This is a genomic window from Amycolatopsis coloradensis (assembly GCF_037997115.1).
In the GTDB taxonomy this organism is placed as follows: Bacteria; Actinomycetota; Actinomycetes; order Mycobacteriales; family Pseudonocardiaceae; genus Amycolatopsis; species Amycolatopsis coloradensis_A.
Map to the genome: position 1 here is coordinate 7,546,347 of NZ_CP150484.1, position 16,695 is coordinate 7,563,041.

Sequence of the window (16,695 nt, forward strand, 5' to 3'; positions counted from 1 at the left end):
CGTGGTCGATGGATTCGACTCGTGATCGCCGTCGTCTGGCGAGATTCCCCGAAGTAGACGCCGAGCAGCGCGAACCAGTGTCTGACGCGAGTCAGCTCCGTGCCTGAGCAAGGTTCTCGCTCGGCCGATGACCGGCAGAACTGCCGTGTTCCGATCCCGGCTCGCCCCGCTTGACTGCGCGGGTGTCCTGGGAGTGGATCGAACGGTTGTCCTGGATCGCGGGCATCCTCAGCGCGCTGGTCGCGGTCGTGACGGCTTGGACGGCGTACCTTGCCGCCAAGGGGACGGCGCGCGATCTCGCGCTGCTCGTCTCGGCGGCCACGAACGATCCCGGGCTGCTGGACAAAGTGGAGGCGGCGGCGCGGAAGCGGGCCGAAACCGTGCGACGGCGAGTGCGCGCGGTCCTGGCGGCGGCGGTGAACGCCGTCGTGTTCATCGCCTTCGGCGGCGCGTTCAGCCTCCTGATTTCGCTGACATCGGACCACGTGAACACCGAAGCCGTCGGCGGCGACGCTCCCCTGACCTGGCGGGAATGCGCCAACGCGAGCGAGGCGACGGTTTGTGCCCCGGTCCACCGGTACGAATTGTTCCGGGGACAGAAGGTGGAGACCCTGTTCTCGGGTGTCCACCGGCCGTCGAAACGAGGAGTGGGCGGGCTTTCCGTCGAGCTGCCCGAGTGTGCGGCGGAGGTGCGGTGGCACGTCTCGGTCGGCGGCGCGGTGGTCGCCGAGGCCGTGTCCCGCGACAGGCTGGTGCGGGTCGAGTTCCCGGTGGCGAGCGACCAGGGGTACCTGTTCACCGCGGAACGCACGGCCGGCTCGGACTGTCCCAAAGCGGAGATGCGAGTGCGGACCGGGATCACCTTCGACCGCTAGGACCACCGGAAAAGGGCCGTCCCGGTCAGGAACGGCCCTTTCCCGTGACCGGTGGGGGTTTACCGGTCCGTGGGCAGGCCCACTTCGCCGTCCTCCTCGATCAACCGGGCGAGGACGTCGTCCGGCAGGTACGTGCGGTGCGGGTAGCCCGAGCCCCACGAGTTGAGGAACGGCACGGCGCCGAGTTCGTCGGCACGCGCGTTGCCGAGGACCTCGTGCACCTCGTCCACCGTCTTCGCCCAGCGGTAGGCCTGGATGCCGTTCTTCACGTCGGGCGTGTAGGCGGCCCGCTTGACGTGGTCGTCGTCGGCGTAGGTCTCCGCCCACGGGACGTGCCCCAGTTCGAGCAGGACCTCGGCCGCCGCACGGACGGACGTGCCGTTGTTGTCGCCGGGGTTGGTCTCGCCCCATTCGTCACGCAGCTTCGACTGGTCCCACAGCCACCGCGCGGCGTACAGGTCGCCGTTGAACATCGTCATGCAGCGCGACCAGCCGAAGCCGACGCAGGCGCCTTCCTTGCCCTGGTCGTAGAAGGTGTACTGGGTTTCGCCATCGGCCGATTCACCGGGTTCGAGGCAGACGCAGTGCCCGCCGCGGATCCGGGTGAGCGATTTCGCGCCGCCCTTCGCGACGAAGAACTCGCCGGACTTCTCGTCCTTCTCCGGTACGTCGAATTCCTTGTACCAGTTGACACCGATGACGACCGGCGACCGGGTGGGCCGGTCCTCGGTGGCCAGCGCGGTCAGCGGATAGCGCTCGACGTGGCGCCAGTCGTCCGGGACGAACCGGCCGAGGCGGCCGTCCGCCGGGTCACTGCCGATCGGGCGATAACGCATGGGATCCTCCTATCCCTCATCCCACCGGAATACCGCCGGCGAGTTCACTGCGGCACAATCTTTTCCAGAAACCGCCGCGCGGCCTCCCGCCCGCTTTCGAAGAGGCGCTTCTTCTCCTCTTCGCCGAGCCCGAAGTCGACGGCGGAAACCCCGGTCGTGTCGACGTACACCGTCCGCCGATTCACACCCTCCTCGTGCAACCGGTAACGATTCCAGTCCGACATCAGGGTTTCGAGCGAACCGATGGCGATTCGCAACGCGCTCTTCACCGGTTTGTCCCTGCCGCCCACTGGCTCCCCGGAAAGCTTCACGCCCCAGGTCGGCCACCGCGGCTTCTTCGTGTCGGTCCGGTCGAAGACGGTGATCGGGAAGTTCGACAGCAACCCTCCGTCGACCCAGGTGACGGTGCCCCCGGGGCGGACGTCGAACTGCACCGGCCGGAAGTACAGCGGGATCGACATGGACGCGCGGACCGCGTCGACGATCTTCTCCGCACCGGGATCACGGCCGTACTGGGAATAATCCCAAGGCAACCGGACGAGTACGCGGCGGGTCAGGTCGCTGACGTGGACGACAAGGGAATACCGTTGGTACGGAAGCAAAGTACTTTCCGGATCATCGATGGCGAGATCGGCGAAAGTGCGCACGCCGACCTCTTCCAGCAACGGCGTGAGCCATTCCGCGAGATAATCACCGGAGTGCATCCCGTAGTGCAGGAGCAGATCGATGCCGTCACCGACCGGGCCGGCGACCTTGTCGAGCAGGGACTGATCCTGGAAACGGCGGCAGTCCAGGTCGTTCATCACCGCTTCCAGGCCGCCGAGATCCTTCCCGGCCTTCTGATAAGCGGCGACCAGTGTCGCCACGATCGCACCGGCGCTCGTCCCGGCGATCCGGGGAAACGAATAACCGGCTTCGTGCAACTCCAGCACCGCGCCCAGCAACCCGATGCCTTTGACGCCGCCGCCTTCCAGCACCAGATCGACACACTTCGGAGAATCAGCCATGACACTTCACCTCTGCGCCCACGACCGCCGTATGTCGGCGGTACCCCTCGCGGAAATCGAGTGTGACACAGCGCGAGACCGGTCAATCCAGCATTCACCCGAATGACCCGGAAACAGCTGGTTCTTTTGCGGAAGAACGCGAGTTCGTTAATTTCCCGCCGCCCTTTCGGGCATTCCGTGTCGCGAGAAAGAATGCAGATACGAATCCGAGGACTCGATTCGATATCGGCTGTTCAGTGTCCGCAGTGGCAGCGAGTCAGGTAACACGCGGTGGACCGTGCCCGACTTCGCTCCATGAAGCGCGTCGCGATGATCTTCACAGTGGTTCTGCTCGGGGGGTTCTCGGCGGCATGCACGGAGAGCCCCACAGCCGCGACGGTGGCGACAAGCTCGCCGCCGTCATCGACGACAACCTCCATGGCGGCGACCCCGCCGACCAGCACAAGCACGAGTGCGTCGAGGGCGACAAGATGGTGATGCTTGCCCCCGGCGTCTATGCCGAACCTTCACCGGACGGAGTCCTCGGCAGTCTCGACGACTACAGCTCCTACTTAGGCAACTGCACAGCGATCAAGCGCTATTCCGAAACCCACCCTGGCGGGCACACCTGCTGGTGATCGCTGAGATCAGGCGGCGACCCCTGGTACATGAAGGCTCAGAAGAGGCGGAACTCGTCCGACTCGATGCCGCGCAACGCGTCGTAGTCCAGCGTGAGGCACCGGATCCCCCGGTCCTCGGCCAGCACTCGCGCCTGCGGCTTGATGATCTGCGCCGCGAAGACGCCCTGCACGGGCGCCAGCAGCGGGTCGCGGTTGAGCAGTTCGAGGTATCGCGTCAGCTGCTCGACACCGTCGATCTCGCCGCGCCGTTTGATCTCGACGGCGACACTGGCCCCGTCGGCGTCGCGGGCCATGATGTCGACCGGCCCGATCGCGGTCGGGAACTCCCGGCGCACCAGGGTGTAGCCCTCACCGAGGGTCTTGATGTGCTCGGCGAGCAGTTCCTGAAGGTGCGCCTCGACGCCGTCCTTCTGCAGTCCCGGTTCCGCGCCGAGTTCCTGGGGGTGGTCGTGGAAGATCTCGTCGATCGTGATGACGAGCTTCTCCCCCTGCTTGTTCTCGACGATCCACAGCTTGCCGTCCTCGATCAGCCAGCACGGCGGGCTCATCCAGTTCAGCGGCTTGTAGGCGCGGTCGTCCGAGTGCACGGACACCGAGCCGTCGGCCTTCACGAGCAGCAGCCGGGTGGCCATCGGCAGATGGGCGGTCAGACGGCCGGCGTAGTCGACCTGGCAGCGAGCGATCACAAGGCGCACCCCGCGAGGGTAGGACAAGCACGGCGATACTGTGCGCATGGACCCCGTTCAGCGTGTCAGCTCCCGCGAGGTGTACCGGAACAACTGGATGACCCTGCGCGAGGACGCCATCCGGCGGCTCGACGGTTCCGAGGGGATCTACGCCGTCGTCGACAAACCCGCCTGTGCCGTGGTGATCCCGTTCGACGGTGCCCGGTTTCACCTGGTCGAACAGTTCCGCTACCCGGTCGGGATGCGACGCTGGGAGTTCCCGATGGGCACCGCGCCCGAGCTGGCCGACGTCCCGCCGCTCGAACTCGCCGCCCGCGAACTGCGGGAGGAGACCGGGCTGATCGCGGGCTCGATGGCCGACCTCGGCCTGACCGACGTCGCGCCCGGGTTTTCGAGCCAGCGCGGGCACGTGTTCCTCGCCACCGATCTCACGCAGGGTGAAGCCCAGCGCGAGGTCGAGGAGCAGGACATGCGGACGGCATGGATCGAACGCGGGGAGTTCGAGAAGATGATCGCTTCGGGAGACATCACCGACGCACAGACGCTGGCCGCCTACACGCTTCTGCTCATGCGCGAACGCACGCTTTGAACCCGCTCAGTCGGGCCACACCGGGGAACGCTTCTCCAGGAAGGCCGCCATCCCCTCACGTGCGCCGGGCAGCTGCGAAGCCGAAGCCATCACCTCCAGCGCCAGCGCGTAGGCGTCGGCCTCGGGCCGGTCCAGCTGTGCGTAGAGGGTCTGCTTGCCCATCGCCTTGCCGGCCCGGCTCCCTCGCGTCGCACGACCGAGCAGCGAAGCGACGGCTTCGTCCAGCGAGTCGTCCGGCACGACGCGGTTCACCAGGCCCCAGTCCAGTGCGGTCGCGGCGTCGACGACGTCGCCGGTGAGCGCCAGCTCCATCAGGCGTTTCCGCCCGATCGCGCGCGCCACCGGTACCGCGGGCGTGTGGCAGAACCAGCCGCCCTTGCCACCGGGAAGGGCGAAACCGGCGGACTCCGCGGCGACGGCGAGGTCGCACGAGGCCACCAGCTGGCAGCCCGCCGCGGTCGCGAGCCCGTGCACCCGCGCGACGACGACCTGCGGGACGGACTGCATCGTGCCCATCAGCTCCGTGCACAGCCGCAGCAGCTCGCGCACGCCCATCAGGTCGCGCGCGGCGACGTCGCCGAAGTCGTGTCCCGCCGAGAACACCGGCCCGGCGCCCGCCAGGACGATCCCGGTGGCGTCGGTGTCCCCGGCCTCGCGGAACGCCGCGAGCAGCTCGGCGAGGTGGTCCGCCGACAGCGAGTTCCGCCGCGCGGCGCGGTTCATGGTGATCGTGACGGTGTCGCCGTCCCGCTTCACGAGGATGTGCTCGTACTCGGCCATGCTTCGACGGTAACCGACCGGAACGTCCGGCGATACGAATCGGGCCCGACACCGACGTCGGCACGGAGCCTTCGCCGCAGGTTGGCGGCGGTGCCGAGGCCGGAACGCTGCGCGACCCGCTCGACCGGGAGCTCGGTGGTCTCCAGCAGCCGCCGCGCGAGCCGCACCCGCTGCGCGCGCAGCCACCGGCCCGGTGTCACGCCGGTGGCCGCCGCGAACTCGCGGTGGAAGGTCCGCTCGCTCAGCCCGGCGTGACCGACGAGGTCGTCGACGCCGATGTCGTCGGCGATCCGCTCCAGCGCCCAGTCCATTGTGGACGACACGCTCGGCCTCGACGGCTTGGGCGGCAACGGGTTGTCGACGAACTGCCGCTGGCCGCCTTCCCTCGCGGGCGGCATCACCAGCCGCCGGGCGAGAGCGGCGGCGACCTCGGCGCCGTGCTCGCGGCGCACCAGATGCAGGCAGAGATCCAGCCCGCCGACCACCCCGGCGGAGGTCAGGACGTCGCCCTCGTCGGTGAACAGGACGTCCCGCTGGACGACGGCGTCGCGAGCGGCGGCTTCGAGGTCGTCCAGCAGCCGCCAGTGCGTGGTGACGGACCGGCCGTCGAGCAACCCGGCCGCGGCGAGCGTGAAGGCCCCGGAGCACAGCGACGCCACGGTGATCCCCGCCCGGTGCGCCTTGCGCAGCGAGGCGACGGCGGCCGCGGGCACCCCGGCGTGCGGATCCACCCGGCCGGGCACGAGGACGAGATCACAGCCCGCCAGCCCGCTCAGCCCATGGGTGGCCTCGATCCGGCCGAACGGATGGACGGCGATCGAGCCGCGGCCGGACGCGCAGAGCCGGACCTCGAAGGGACCGATACCGCTGTCGGTCCGGTCCACGCCCCAGACCTCGCCGATCACACCCAGATCGAAGGACCGGCTGCCCGGCAGGAGGAGCACACCCACGGTTCGCATGGCAGGAAAGTACCGCATCGCGCTTCTTCTGCCACTCCCCGGCGACGGCGGAACGCGTGAAACTCGAAGCCATGACTACTGAGAACAAGGCCTTGATCGTGATCGACGTCCAGCGCGGCTTCGACAAGCCCGTCTGGGGCCCGCGCAACAACCCCGGCGCGGAGGCCAACATCAAGGCGCTCGTCGACGCCTACCAGGAGCGCGGGCTGCCGATCGTGCTGGTGCACCACGACTCCGTGAAACCCGGCTCGTCGCTGCGGCCGGGGCAGGAGGGCAACCACTTCAAGCCCGAACTCGACGGCGTGCGCGCGGACCTGGTGTTCGGCAAGAAGGTCAACTCGGCCTTCCACGGCGACGTCGATCTCGACGGCTGGCTGAAGACTCGCGGCATCACGTCGTTCGTGCTCGCCGGGATCCAGACGAACTTCTGCTGCGAGACCACCGCGCGCGTCGGCGGGAACCTCGGCTACGACGTGACTTTCGCGCTCGACGCCACCTTCACCTTCGACCTCGCCGGGCCGGACGGCAGCGTCCTGACCGCGGACGAGCTCTCCAAGGCGACCGCGACGAACCTGCACGGGGGCGGGTTCGCCACGGTCACCTCGACGAAGGAGATCCTCGGGAGGCTTTGAGACCGGCGGACCGGGATGGGGCGGGGTGGTCGTGAGTGGTAAGTGTCGTTCTAACGACACTTACCACTCACGACCCCCTGTACCGAGGCCCTCCCGCAGCTGCCCCTCCCGGCCGCCCCTCACGCCCGGTCGATGACCGCCTTGAGGAACCGCCGCGTCCGGTCGTGCTCCGGGTCGTTGAACAGCTTGTCGGGCGTGGCGTCCTCCAGCACCTGCCCCTGGTCGAACATCATCACCCGATCCGAGACGTCCCGCGCGAACTGCATTTCGTGCGTGACACAGAGGATCGTGATGTCGGTGGACGTCGCGATCTCGCGTAGCACGCGCAGGACGTCGGCGACCAGTTCCGGGTCGAGCGCCGACGTCACCTCGTCCAGCAGCAGCACGTCCGGCCGCATCGCGAGCGCGCGGGCGATCGCGACGCGCTGCTGCTGGCCACCGGAAAGCCGGGTGGGGTGCGCGTCCTTCTTGTCCGTGAGCCCCACCATTTCCAGCAGTTCGGCGGCCCGCGCCTCGGCCTCGTCCCTGGCGACGCCGAGCGAATGGATCGGCGCCTCGGTGATGTTGCGCAGCACGTTCATGTTGGGGAACAGGTTGAACTGCTGGAACACCATGCCGATCCGCTTGCGCGCCTCCCGCAGGTACTTCTCGTCCGCGGGTACCAGTTTCTCGCCGCGCTTCATATGGCTCAGATAGTCGCCGCAGACCTCGATGGTGCCACCGTCGACCTTCTCCAGTGTCATCAGCAGCCGCAGGATCGTCGTCTTCCCGGACCCGCTCGGCCCGATCAGCGAGACGAACTCCCCCGGCGCGACGGTGAAATCGAGGTCGCGCAGCACGACGTGGTCTCCATAGGACTTGACCACCTGCGAGAACCTGATCATCGGGGAATCAACTGTGGGCGGCACGTCGCTCCAACCTTCTCACCAGAATCGAAGCCGGCAGGCTCACCAGCAGGAACAGCACCCCGGCCAGGGTGTACGGCTCGACGACGCGGAACGTGTCGGCGCCGACCTCCTTCGCCCTCGCCAGGACGTCGACGACGCCGATCGCCAGCAGCAACGGCGTTTCCTTGAACATCGAGATCGTGTAGTTGCCGAGCGCGGGCAGCACCCGCGGCACCGCCTGCGGCAGGACGACCGCGGTCCACACCCGCGACCTCGGGAGGTTCAGCGCGGTCGCGGCCTCCCACTGTCCTTTCGGGACAGCCTCGATCCCGGCACGGTAGACCTCGGCCGCGTACGTCGCGTAATGCACGCCGAGCGCGATGACGCCGGTGGCGAACGGGGACAAGGTCATGCCACCCACCGGCTGGATCACGTAGTAGAGCACGAACACCTGGATCAGCAAGGGCGTGCTGCGGACGAACTCGATGAACAGCAGAACCGCCTGGGACAACACGGGAATCCCCGTCCGGCGGATCAGCGCGAACACCAGGCCGAGCGCGTACGCGACCACCGAGGCCAGCAAGGTGATCTCGACGGTGACGAGAAGCCCTTCCAGCAGAAGGGGAACCGATTTCGCGGCGGATTCCCAGCTCCAATCCATCACACACCTCCCGCGGTGGCCGTCATCTTGGCCGGGGCCCGGCCGAGACGCCGCGCGGCGATCCGTTCCAGCAGCCGCATCCCGCTGGTGATCAGCAACGCGAGCAGGAGGTAGAGCACGAGTTCGGTGCCGTAGATCCAGCCGAGCTCGGCGCCGAACACCGGCCGCAAAAGTTCACCTTGCCGCGCCATCTCCGGGACGGCGATGAACGACAGCAGCGCGGTGCTCTTCAGCAACTGGATGAAGAGATTGTTGAACGGTGGCAGCATTTCCGCGAACGCCTGTGGCAGGATCACCCGCCGCATCCGCTGGGCCGGGCTCAGGTTGAGCGCGACGGCGCCCTCGAACTGCGCGCGCGGGACCGAATTCACCGCGCCGCGGACGATCTCCGCGCCGTAGGCCCCGTGGTTGAGCCCCAGCACCAGGATCCCGGCGAACATCGGCACCAGCTGGAAGCCGACCAGCACCGGGAGCACGAAGTACAGCCAGAACAGCTGGACGACTTCCGAGGTGCCGCGGAAGATCTCGACGTACACACGGGAAATCCCCCGCACCGTCCGGGACGGCGATCCCAGCGCGAGCCCGGCGGCCAGCGAGAGCACCACGGTGAGCGCGATCCCGCCGACGGCGGCGACAACGGTCGCGGTCAGTCCACTGAGGACGGACGTGATGATATGCGATACCGACGAGGACATGTGGTTCGCCCCGTCACACCGCGCAGAGTTTCTCGGTGGTGACGTCGGCCTTCGGCAGGTTGTCCGCCGAGAAGCCGAACGGCGTCACGATCTTGGTCCATTCGCCGCTGTCGTGCAGCTTCTTGAGTTCGGCGTTGAACGCCTCACGCAACGGGTTGTCGTCCTTGCGGAAGACGAAGGCACCCGCGGACACGACCGGCTTGCCGTCCTTGACCGGTGCGAAGCCGGGCGTGACCTCGGCCGCCGCGCCGGGGCTCTTCGCCAGGACGTCCTTGAGGGAAATGTCGGTGAGCGCGGCGCAGTAGACGCGGCCGTCGGTGACCGCGCGGAGCATGTTGTCCTGCGAATCGAGGGTGACGATCTGGTCCTCGACGACGCCGGAGTCGGTGGCGTACCCCTTTTCCACGGCCGCCGAGAGCACGGCGACCTTGACCTTCTTGGCCGCGATGTCCTCGAACTTCAGCACCTGCTGCGGATTTCCCTTGGGTACCAGCAAAGCGGTCAGCGCCGAGTAGTCGGGGATCGAGAAGGCCGCCGCGTCGCACCGTTCCTTCTTGATGTTCATCCCGGCCGCGACGACGTCGTACTTCCTGGCGTTGAGCGCGGGGATCAGCTGGTCGAAGGAGACCGCTTCGGCTTCCACGTTGTCGATGCCCATGGCCTTGAAGACGGCGCGGGCGACCTCGGGCGCCTCGCCGGTGACCTTGCCGCTCTGGTCCGTGAAGCCGTACGGCGCTTCGTTCGCGATCCCGATCTTGATCTTCTTCGCGTCCTTGGCCGCCTGCAGCGCGTCCCCGGAGGACGTAGACGTGCACGCGGACAGCAGCACCGGACCACCGATCGTCACCGCACCCAGAACCGCTGACCGCCGGAAGAACTCCCGCCTCGACCATTCGCCGTGCACCATCGCGGCACCTCTTTTCGATTAATCGGTTTAATCGAAACGTAGGTGGGTACCCAGGCGTGAGCAGTGTGAGCGGGTGACGAACCACCCGCTGTTACGGTACCGAGATTTACGGTGACTTTAGGTGCTCAGACCGTGGCGCTCCCGTACCAATCCGACAATCCCGTCCATGATGTCGGTGAGTTCGTAGTCCTTCGGCGTGAACACTTTCGCGATCCCCCGCTCCAGAAGGAGCTTCTCGTCGTCCGGCGGGATGATGCCGCCGACGATGACCGGGATGTCGCCCGCGCCCGCGGCCCGCAAGCCGTCCACCACCTGCGGCACGACCTCGAGATGCGAACCAGAGAGCACCGAAAGCCCGACGACGTGCACGCCCTCCTGGACGGCGGCCGCGACGATCTGCTCCGGGGTGAGCCGGATGCCCTGGTACACCACCTCGAAACCGACGTCACGCGCCCGCACGGCCACCTGCTCGGCGCCGTTGGAATGCCCGTCGAGGCCGGGTTTGCCGACCAGGATCCGCAGCCGCTCGCCGATCTCGGTGTTCGTCGCCTTGACCCGCTCGCGGACCCGGCGGATCTCCTCGTTGCCCTCACCCGCGGCCGCCGACGCGGAAACCCCGGTGGGAGCGCGGTATTCGCCGAACACCTCGCGCAGCGCGCCCGACCATTCGCCGGTGGTGACCCCGGCACGGGCACACTCGATCGTGGCCTCGAACAGGTTCTCCGACGTCTTCGCGATGGCCTTCAGCTTCTCCAGCGCCGACTCGGCGGCCGCGTTGTCGCGGTGCGTCCGCCATTCCTCGATCGCGGTGACCGCCTGCTTCTCGACGGCGGGGTCGATCGTTTCGATCGCCTTGGCCCCTTCGGCTTGCAGCGGGGACGGCTCGGTGGTCTCGAACTTGTTGACCCCGACCAGGATCCGCTCGCCGTTCTCCATACCCCGCCGGTACTCCGCGAGCGAGGCGACAAGCTGGGACTTCATGTAGCCGCTCTCGACGGCCGCCACCGCGCCGCCGAGATCCTGCACGCGCGCGATCTCCTCGCGCGCGCCCGTCATGATCTCGTCGACCTTGGCCTGGATGACGTGCGAGCCGTCGAAGATGTCCTCGTACTCCAGCAGGTCGGTCTCGAACGCGAGCACCTGCTGCATCCGCAGCGCCCACTGCTGATCCCACGGCCGGGGCAGGCCGAGCGCCTCGTTCCACGCGGGCAGCTGGATCGCGCGCGCCCTGGCGCCGCGGGAAAGCGAGACCGCGAGCATCTCCAGCACGATGCGCTGGACGTTGTTCTCGGGCTGCGCCTCGGTCAGGCCCAGCGAGTTGACCTGCACGCCGTAGCGCAGCCGTCGCGCCTTGGGATCCGTGACGCCGTAACGATCCCGGGTGATCTCGTCCCAGAGCGCGGTGAACGCGCGCATCTTCGACATCTCTTCGACGAACCGCACGCCGGCGTTGACGAAGAACGAGATCCGCGCGACCACCTTGGCCATGTCGTCCTGTTCGACCTGTCCGGAGTCGCGGACCGCGTCGAGGACGGCGATGGCGGTGCACAACGCGTACGCGACCTCTTGCGTCGGCGTCGCGCCGGCTTCCTGCAGGTGATAGCTGCAGATGTTGATCGGGTTCCACTTCGGTACATGGTGCACGGTCCACGCGATCATGTCGGTGATCAGGCGGAGGCTCGGGCCCGGCGGGAAGATGTAGGTACCTCGGGAGAGGTATTCCTTGATGATGTCGTTCTGCGTGGTGCCGGTGAGCTTGGCCAGCACCTCGTCCACGTCACGGCCCTCGGCTTCGGCCTGCTCGCGCGCGACGGAGACGTAGAGCGCCAGCAGCCACATGGCGGGCGCGTTGATCGTCATCGAGGTGTTGGCCTCGGCGAGCGGGATGCCGTCGAAGAGGCGCCGCATGTCGCCGATATGCGAAACCGGGACGCCGACCTTGCCGACCTCGCCCTTGGACAGCTGGTGATCCGGGTCGTAGCCGGTCTGCGTCGGCAGATCGAAGGCGACCGAGAGGCCGGTCTGCCCCTTCGCGAGGTTACGGCGGTACAGCTCGTTGGACGCGGCCGCGGACGAGTGGCCCGCGTAGGTCCGCATCACCCAGGGGCGGTCCCGTTCACGGTCCGTGGGATAGGGCACGGTGCACCTCCGGCGCTGGACGACCGCCCGAGTGTACCGGCCGGTAACATCAGTCGCGCAGTTGAATCGGACACAGTCGGGTCATTCTCAGGCGGCTGAATCGGACACAGTCGGGTCATTCTCCGGCCATCGATCGCTGGCGCTGTCGTGCCTCGTCGACGGCTTTCGCGAGCTTCTCGCGTACTTTCGCCACGTCACTGACACCCACGAGGATGACCGGCGGCTCGCGGTCCTTCCCGGTACCCGCGCCGAAGTTCGCCGACGCCCACGCCAGCACGCCGAGCCTGCCGAAAGTGATCGTCCCGGTCTTGCCCGGCCCGGGCGTGACGACGGGATCCGCCAGTCCGGCCAGCGCCGCGGACTCCTCCTTGCGGCGGACGAGCGAACTGGTCGCGATGACCCTGCCGTCCGTGACGGCATAAGTCGTCGAAGCAAGCCTGAGGTAGCGGATCAGGGGCCTGCCGGCGAGATGGAAGACGCCCGCGGCGGTGAGCACGACCCACACGGCCATGTGGAACGCCGTGTCGTGGTTGGCGGCGAAGAACGCCGTGACGCCACCGAGCCAGAGCAGTCCGACGGGGAGGTTGAACCGGTCACCGGGATTGAAGAGGGGCCTGCGCACCGGCTGCCCGGCCCAGATGACCCGTTCGCCCGGAAGGAGGTCGATCTGCCCCTCATGCATGCCACGGCATGCTACCCGTCCGGGGGGCGGGCGACAGTGTCCGTTCGTCGGTGAAATTCCGGGCCGAACGGACCTATCCGAGTCGTCGGCGCGGGTGGGTCGTGAGTGTGACCGAAATCCGCGAGACTCGCCCGTGCCCGGCGTCTAGCGTGGGTGACCGTGACGTGGAGTTCGTACAGCAGCTATCTGGTCATCGTCGTCCTGATCGTCCTCGCGCCGGGGCCGGACACGATGGTGATGCTCAAGAACTCGCTCTCCGGCGGCACCCGCGGCGGGTTCCTCGCCACGGCCGGGATCTTCGTGGCCAACGCCGTCCAGGGCACCGCCGCCGCGCTCGGCCTCGGCGTCGTCATCGCGCAGTCGCAGCCGGTGTTCGTGACGCTCAAATGGGTCGGTGCCGCCTACCTGGTCTTCCTCGGTTTCCAGGCACTGCGCGGCGCGTGGCGAGGTGACTACTCCGGTGTCGCGGCGGTGAAGCAGCAACGATCGAGCGGGTTCCGCCGCTTCCGTGAGGGCTTCCTTTCCAACATCACCAACCCGAAGGTGCTCGTGCTGTACCTGTCGGTGCTGCCGCAGTTCCTCGACCCCGTGACGACGTCGGCGTGGCACGCGCTACTGCTCGCCTACACCGTCGCGGTGCTGGGCGCGGTCTGGCTGCTGACGCTGTTGTTCTTCGTGCACCGCGTGCGGGCTTGGCTGGAGCGCCGCAAGGTCCGGCGCGCGCTCGACGGCGTCACCGGGACCGCGCTGGTCGGCTTCGGCGCCGCTCTCGTCCTCGAGTAACCCCTTCGGTCGTTTACGCGATACTCCGGATGTCGCAATGGCGCGACCTTAGGAGGCTTCGATGAACAAGAAGACCTACGGCGTTCTCGCCGGAGCCGCCTTCTCCCTCATTCTCCTCGGCGCGGCCCCGGCCGAGGCCGGCGAGCGCGGCAACGGCGGCACACCGCCGGGACGCGCCCAGGACACCACCAAACCGCGGCCTCCGTCCAAAGCGGACTTCTCCGGGCGCGGCGCCAACAAGCACGGGCCCTATGACTCCACACGCGACGGTTCGCCGTCGGCCAACGGCAACGGCGGCGGTGAAGCCGCTGGGAAGCCCTGCGCCGGCTGCGTCGGCAAGGCCGACAACAAGAACCCGCCCGGACAGCTGCCCGGCGGCTCGGACGCCAACGCGGGTTACGAATGCGACCGCAACCACGGCGTCGGGCGCGGCAATCCCGCGCACACCGCCTGCGTGCCGGACCGGACACCGCCCGCCACGAACCCTCCGGCCGAGACTCCCCCGCGCGGGGGACCGCACGGCGAGGTCGTTCGTCCCGCGGTCGTGCCGGCGGCGGCCCACACCGCGGCCGTCGCACCTCGCGCCGCCAGCGCGGTCAACGCGGTCGCGAGTCCCCCTTCGCTGGCCAAGACCGGTTTCGATCTCGAACCCGTGTTGCTGACCGGGCTGGGTTCGCTGGCCGCGGGTGCCGCGCTGTACACGGGGACCCGGCGGCGCAGGGACGCGTGACTACTTTCGGCGGATGACTTTCCCGCGTCCACCACGTTGAATCCCGTCTCCAGAAGCACGAGACGAGGAGGCCCTTCGTGAGGTTCACCCCCGCCGCCGCCGTCGCGGCGATGGCCGCCGCCCTGCTGCTGGGCGGCGCCACCGCCGCGCCCGCGATCAACTCCTACAACGCCACGCCCGCACCGGAGCGCACCGAGGTCGGTGCCCTCGTCGCGACCTGGGACAACGACGGCGACCCCGCCACCCCCGACCGGGTCGACTGGGTGTGCTCGGGCACGATGGTCGACGCCGACACCTTCCTCACCGCCGCGCACTGCACCACCGATTGGCCCGCCAACGTGCGGTTCTTCGTCTCGCTCGACCAGGACGTGCAAGCGGGTCTCGACGCGGCGGCGAAGAAGTACCCCGGCGACCCGGCGGCGATCGCCAAGGCCGTCGCGGTGGAAGGGGTCGCGCACAACGAGCCCGGGTACCCCGGCAACTCGGCCGACTCGCACGACATCGCCGTCGTCCAGGTGCCCGCGAAGCAGGTCTCCGCGCGCTGGACCTTCACTCCCGCCACGCTGCCGAGCGCCGGCCAGCTCGACGCGCTCGGGCCGCAAGCGCTGAACTCGACGCCGTTCGTGGTCGCCGGCTACGGCACGCAGGAGGCCGTGAACGCGCCGGGCGGGCACACCCATCCGGGCGGCGGAGTCCGGATGAAGGCGCCGGTCACCTTCAACGCGCTGAACAACACGTGGGTGCGGCTGGCGATGACGGCGCCCCAGGGCAACGGCGGCGCCTGTTACGGCGACTCCGGCGGGCCGAACTTCGCCACCATCGGCGGCGAGCGCGTCCTGGTGTCGACGACCATCACCGGCGACGGACCCTGCTACGCCACCAACGTCACCTACCGGCTGGACTCACCGACGTCGCGTGACTTCCTCGCGCCGTTCGTCGCCCTGCCCTGATCAAGCCCGGTCAGGCTCCCCGGCCACGCGCTCGATCCTGGCACCGAGCCGGTTCAGGTTCTCCACGAAGTGCGGGTAACCGCGGTCGATGTGGAAGACGTCCCAGACCTCGGTGACGCCGTCCGCGCACAGCCCGGCCAGCACCAGCCCGGCACCGGCGCGGATGTCCGCGGCCCACACCGGAGCACTCGAGAGCTTCTCCACGCCGCGCACGACGGCGTGGTGGCCATCGGTACGCGCGTCGCCGGAAAGCCGCATCATCTCTTCGATGAACCGGAACCGGGCCTCGTAGATGTTCTCCGTGATCATCGACGTGCCTTCGGAGACCGCGGACAGCGCCACCGCGAACGGCTGCAGGTCGGTCGCGAAACCGGGGTACGGCAGCGTCACCCAGTCGACGGCCTTCGGGCGCTCGTTCTGGACGATGCGGAAACCCTTGTCGTCGAACGTCTCGACCTCGGCGCCCGCCAGGCGGAGCTTGTCGAGGACCAGGTCGAGGTAGTGCGGGTTGACGCCGCGGACGGTCAGGTCGCCCCTGGTCATCGCGGCGGCGAACGCCCAGGTCGCACCGACGATCCGGTCGCCGATCACGCGGTGCTCGGTGGGGTGCAGCTTCTCGACGCCCTCGACGGTGAGGGTCGAGGTGCCCGCGCCTTCGACCTTCGCGCCCATCTCGATCAGCATCGTGCAGATGTCGACGATCTCGGGCTCACGCGCGGCGTTGTCGATGACCGTGGTGCCCTCGGCGAGCACAGCGGCCATCAGGATGTTCTCGGTGGCGCCGACACTCGGGAAGTCCAGCCAGATCTGCGCGCCGCGCAGCCCGTCGGCCTTCGCCACGACACAGCCGTGCTCGATGGTGCTGGTGGCGCCCAGCTTGCGCAGTCCGTTCTGGTGCATGTCCAGCGGACGGGAACCGATGGCGTCACCGCCCGGCAGCGCGACGACGGCCTGCTTGAGCCGTCCGACCAGCGGACCCAGCACGCACACCGACGCGCGCAGCTTGCCCATCGCGGCCGAATCGGCCCGGTGCGACAGCTCTGCCGGAGTGGTGATCTTGGCGGTGTCGCCGTCGATGACGACGTCGCAGCCGACACTGCGCAGGACGTCGCCCATCAGGGGGACGTCCAGGATCTGGGGGCAGTTCGTGATGGTCGTCGTACCCTCGGCCAGCAGGGCCGCGGCCATCAGTTTCAGGACGCTGTTCTTGGCCCCGACCACGTCGACCTCGCCGACCAGCCGTGCTCCGCCGTGCACGTCGAAGTGCTCGCTCATGG

At 68.3% G+C, this 16,695-nt stretch carries 19 protein-coding genes; 7 read left to right on the forward strand and 12 right to left on the reverse strand.

All coding sequences use genetic code 11. The features are described from left to right. The first annotated feature begins 182 nt into the window (after positions 1–182). Complete coding sequence (locus LCL61_RS35165; protein WP_340683731.1) at positions 183–875, forward strand: hypothetical protein; 693 nt, start codon at positions 183–185, stop codon at positions 873–875. Between the two features lie 59 nt (positions 876–934). Here LCL61_RS35165 and LCL61_RS35170 read toward each other — a convergent pair whose 3' ends face one another. Both LCL61_RS35170 and LCL61_RS35175 read right to left on the reverse strand, forming a co-directional pair. Continuing rightward, a complete protein-coding gene (locus LCL61_RS35170; protein ID WP_340683732.1) occupies positions 935–1,711 on the reverse strand; it encodes a hypothetical protein in 777 nt (258 codons plus the stop codon). A 44-nt stretch (positions 1,712–1,755) separates the two neighbouring features. Beyond that, positions 1,756–2,718: a patatin-like phospholipase family protein gene (locus tag LCL61_RS35175; RefSeq protein ID WP_340683733.1), complete on the reverse strand. Its 963-nt coding sequence runs from the start codon at positions 2,716–2,718 to the stop codon at positions 1,756–1,758. Between the two features lie 350 nt (positions 2,719–3,068). On the opposite strand from LCL61_RS35175, the gene LCL61_RS35180 reads away from it, so the two are divergent. Then, the gene (locus LCL61_RS35180) at positions 3,069–3,335 is read left to right on the forward strand and encodes a hypothetical protein (RefSeq protein WP_340683734.1); all 267 of its coding nucleotides are present in this window, start codon (positions 3,069–3,071) and stop codon (positions 3,333–3,335) included. Between the two features lie 38 nt (positions 3,336–3,373). Here the strand turns inward: LCL61_RS35180 and nucS are convergent, their stop codons facing one another. Beyond that, positions 3,374–4,033, reverse strand: coding sequence for an endonuclease NucS (gene nucS / locus LCL61_RS35185; protein ID WP_340683735.1), 660 nt, complete (start codon positions 4,031–4,033; stop codon positions 3,374–3,376). 37 nt (positions 4,034–4,070) lie between these two features. Here nucS and LCL61_RS35190 point away from each other — a divergent pair, with 37 nt between their 5' ends. Beyond that, positions 4,071–4,613: an NUDIX hydrolase gene (locus LCL61_RS35190; protein ID WP_340683736.1), complete on the forward strand. Its 543-nt coding sequence runs from the start codon at positions 4,071–4,073 to the stop codon at positions 4,611–4,613. 6 nt (positions 4,614–4,619) lie between these two features. On the opposite strand, the gene LCL61_RS35195 is transcribed toward LCL61_RS35190, so the two are convergent. Together LCL61_RS35195 and LCL61_RS35200 are read right to left on the reverse strand one after the other, a co-directional pair. After that, positions 4,620–5,393 (reverse strand): enoyl-CoA hydratase-related protein, encoded by a 774-nt coding sequence (locus LCL61_RS35195; protein ID WP_340683737.1) that lies wholly within the window; start codon positions 5,391–5,393, stop codon positions 4,620–4,622. After that, positions 5,366–6,352 carry a GlxA family transcriptional regulator gene (locus LCL61_RS35200; protein ID WP_340683738.1) on the reverse strand — a complete coding sequence of 329 codons (987 nt, stop codon included), beginning with the start codon at positions 6,350–6,352 and terminating at the stop codon, positions 5,366–5,368. The genes LCL61_RS35195 and LCL61_RS35200 overlap by 28 nt, the downstream gene beginning before the upstream one ends. A gap of 71 nt (positions 6,353–6,423) precedes the next feature. Here LCL61_RS35200 and LCL61_RS35205 point away from each other — a divergent pair, with 71 nt between their 5' ends. After that, positions 6,424–6,984 carry a cysteine hydrolase family protein gene (locus LCL61_RS35205; RefSeq protein ID WP_340683739.1) on the forward strand — a complete coding sequence of 187 codons (561 nt, stop codon included), beginning with the start codon at positions 6,424–6,426 and terminating at the stop codon, positions 6,982–6,984. A gap of 119 nt (positions 6,985–7,103) precedes the next feature. Here LCL61_RS35205 and ehuA read toward each other — a convergent pair whose 3' ends face one another. The 6 genes from ehuA to LCL61_RS35235 all read right to left on the reverse strand — a co-directional run bounded on the left by ehuA (position 7,104) and on the right by LCL61_RS35235 (position 12,955). Further along, positions 7,104–7,868, reverse strand: a complete 765-nt coding sequence (gene ehuA / locus LCL61_RS35210; RefSeq protein WP_340688750.1) for an ectoine/hydroxyectoine ABC transporter ATP-binding protein EhuA — start codon at positions 7,866–7,868, stop codon at positions 7,104–7,106. Between the two features lie 7 nt (positions 7,869–7,875). After that, positions 7,876–8,532, reverse strand: a complete 657-nt coding sequence (ehuD, locus tag LCL61_RS35215) for an ectoine/hydroxyectoine ABC transporter permease subunit EhuD (protein ID WP_340683740.1) — start codon at positions 8,530–8,532, stop codon at positions 7,876–7,878. Next, complete coding sequence (gene ehuC, locus LCL61_RS35220) at positions 8,532–9,227, reverse strand: ectoine/hydroxyectoine ABC transporter permease subunit EhuC (RefSeq protein ID WP_340683741.1); 696 nt, start codon at positions 9,225–9,227, stop codon at positions 8,532–8,534. The genes ehuD and ehuC overlap by 1 nt, the downstream gene beginning before the upstream one ends. 13 nt (positions 9,228–9,240) lie before the next feature. Further along, positions 9,241–10,134, reverse strand: a complete 894-nt coding sequence (gene ehuB / locus LCL61_RS35225) for an ectoine/hydroxyectoine ABC transporter substrate-binding protein EhuB (RefSeq protein WP_340683742.1) — start codon at positions 10,132–10,134, stop codon at positions 9,241–9,243. A 117-nt stretch (positions 10,135–10,251) separates the two neighbouring features. Then, on the reverse strand, positions 10,252–12,231 hold the full coding sequence (locus LCL61_RS35230) for a protein meaA (protein ID WP_340688751.1): 1,980 nt from the start codon (positions 12,229–12,231) through the stop codon (positions 10,252–10,254). A gap of 157 nt (positions 12,232–12,388) precedes the next feature. Further along, positions 12,389–12,955 (reverse strand): hypothetical protein, encoded by a 567-nt coding sequence (locus tag LCL61_RS35235; RefSeq protein WP_340683743.1) that lies wholly within the window; start codon positions 12,953–12,955, stop codon positions 12,389–12,391. 159 nt (positions 12,956–13,114) lie between these two features. On the opposite strand from LCL61_RS35235, the gene LCL61_RS35240 reads away from it, so the two are divergent. The 3 genes from LCL61_RS35240 (at position 13,115) to LCL61_RS35250 (ending at position 15,418) form a co-directional block, all read left to right on the forward strand. Then, entirely contained in the window at positions 13,115–13,738 is a 624-nt protein-coding gene (locus LCL61_RS35240; RefSeq protein WP_340683744.1) for a LysE family translocator, read from the forward strand. 61 nt (positions 13,739–13,799) lie between these two features. After that, positions 13,800–14,468 (forward strand): LPXTG cell wall anchor domain-containing protein, encoded by a 669-nt coding sequence (locus tag LCL61_RS35245; RefSeq protein WP_340683745.1) that lies wholly within the window; start codon positions 13,800–13,802, stop codon positions 14,466–14,468. A 77-nt stretch (positions 14,469–14,545) separates the two neighbouring features. After that, entirely contained in the window at positions 14,546–15,418 is an 873-nt protein-coding gene (locus LCL61_RS35250; RefSeq protein ID WP_340683746.1) for a trypsin-like serine protease, read from the forward strand. Here LCL61_RS35250 and murA read toward each other — a convergent pair whose 3' ends face one another. Then, complete coding sequence (gene murA / locus LCL61_RS35255) at positions 15,419–16,693, reverse strand: UDP-N-acetylglucosamine 1-carboxyvinyltransferase (RefSeq protein ID WP_340683747.1); 1,275 nt, start codon at positions 16,691–16,693, stop codon at positions 15,419–15,421. It lies immediately after the preceding gene. Positions 16,694–16,695: the final 2 nt, after the last annotated feature.

Bases quoted from the DNA above. Each gene is read 5' to 3' on its own strand.
- LCL61_RS35170 (WP_340683732.1), bottom strand. From the start codon at position 1,711: ATGCGTTATCGCCCGATCGGCAGTGACCCGGCGGACGGCCGCCTCGGC.
- LCL61_RS35175 (WP_340683733.1), bottom strand. From the start codon at position 2,718: ATGGCTGATTCTCCGAAGTGTGTCGATCTGGTGCTGGAAGGCGGCGGC.
- LCL61_RS35180 (WP_340683734.1), top strand. From the start codon at position 3,069: ATGCACGGAGAGCCCCACAGCCGCGACGGTGGCGACAAGCTCGCCGCC.
- LCL61_RS35190 (WP_340683736.1), top strand. From the start codon at position 4,071: ATGGACCCCGTTCAGCGTGTCAGCTCCCGCGAGGTGTACCGGAACAAC.
- LCL61_RS35195 (WP_340683737.1), bottom strand. From the start codon at position 5,393: ATGGCCGAGTACGAGCACATCCTCGTGAAGCGGGACGGCGACACCGTC.
- LCL61_RS35200 (WP_340683738.1), bottom strand. From the start codon at position 6,352: ATGCGAACCGTGGGTGTGCTCCTCCTGCCGGGCAGCCGGTCCTTCGAT.
- LCL61_RS35205 (WP_340683739.1), top strand. From the start codon at position 6,424: ATGACTACTGAGAACAAGGCCTTGATCGTGATCGACGTCCAGCGCGGC.
- ehuA (WP_340688750.1), bottom strand. From the start codon at position 7,868: ATGATCAGGTTCTCGCAGGTGGTCAAGTCCTATGGAGACCACGTCGTG.
- ehuD (WP_340683740.1), bottom strand. From the start codon at position 8,532: ATGGATTGGAGCTGGGAATCCGCCGCGAAATCGGTTCCCCTTCTGCTG.
- ehuC (WP_340683741.1), bottom strand. From the start codon at position 9,227: ATGTCCTCGTCGGTATCGCATATCATCACGTCCGTCCTCAGTGGACTG.
- ehuB (WP_340683742.1), bottom strand. From the start codon at position 10,134: ATGGTGCACGGCGAATGGTCGAGGCGGGAGTTCTTCCGGCGGTCAGCG.
- LCL61_RS35230 (WP_340688751.1), bottom strand. From the start codon at position 12,231: ATGCGGACCTACGCGGGCCACTCGTCCGCGGCCGCGTCCAACGAGCTG.
- LCL61_RS35235 (WP_340683743.1), bottom strand. From the start codon at position 12,955: ATGCATGAGGGGCAGATCGACCTCCTTCCGGGCGAACGGGTCATCTGG.
- LCL61_RS35245 (WP_340683745.1), top strand. From the start codon at position 13,800: ATGAACAAGAAGACCTACGGCGTTCTCGCCGGAGCCGCCTTCTCCCTC.
- murA (WP_340683747.1), bottom strand. From the start codon at position 16,693: ATGAGCGAGCACTTCGACGTGCACGGCGGAGCACGGCTGGTCGGCGAG.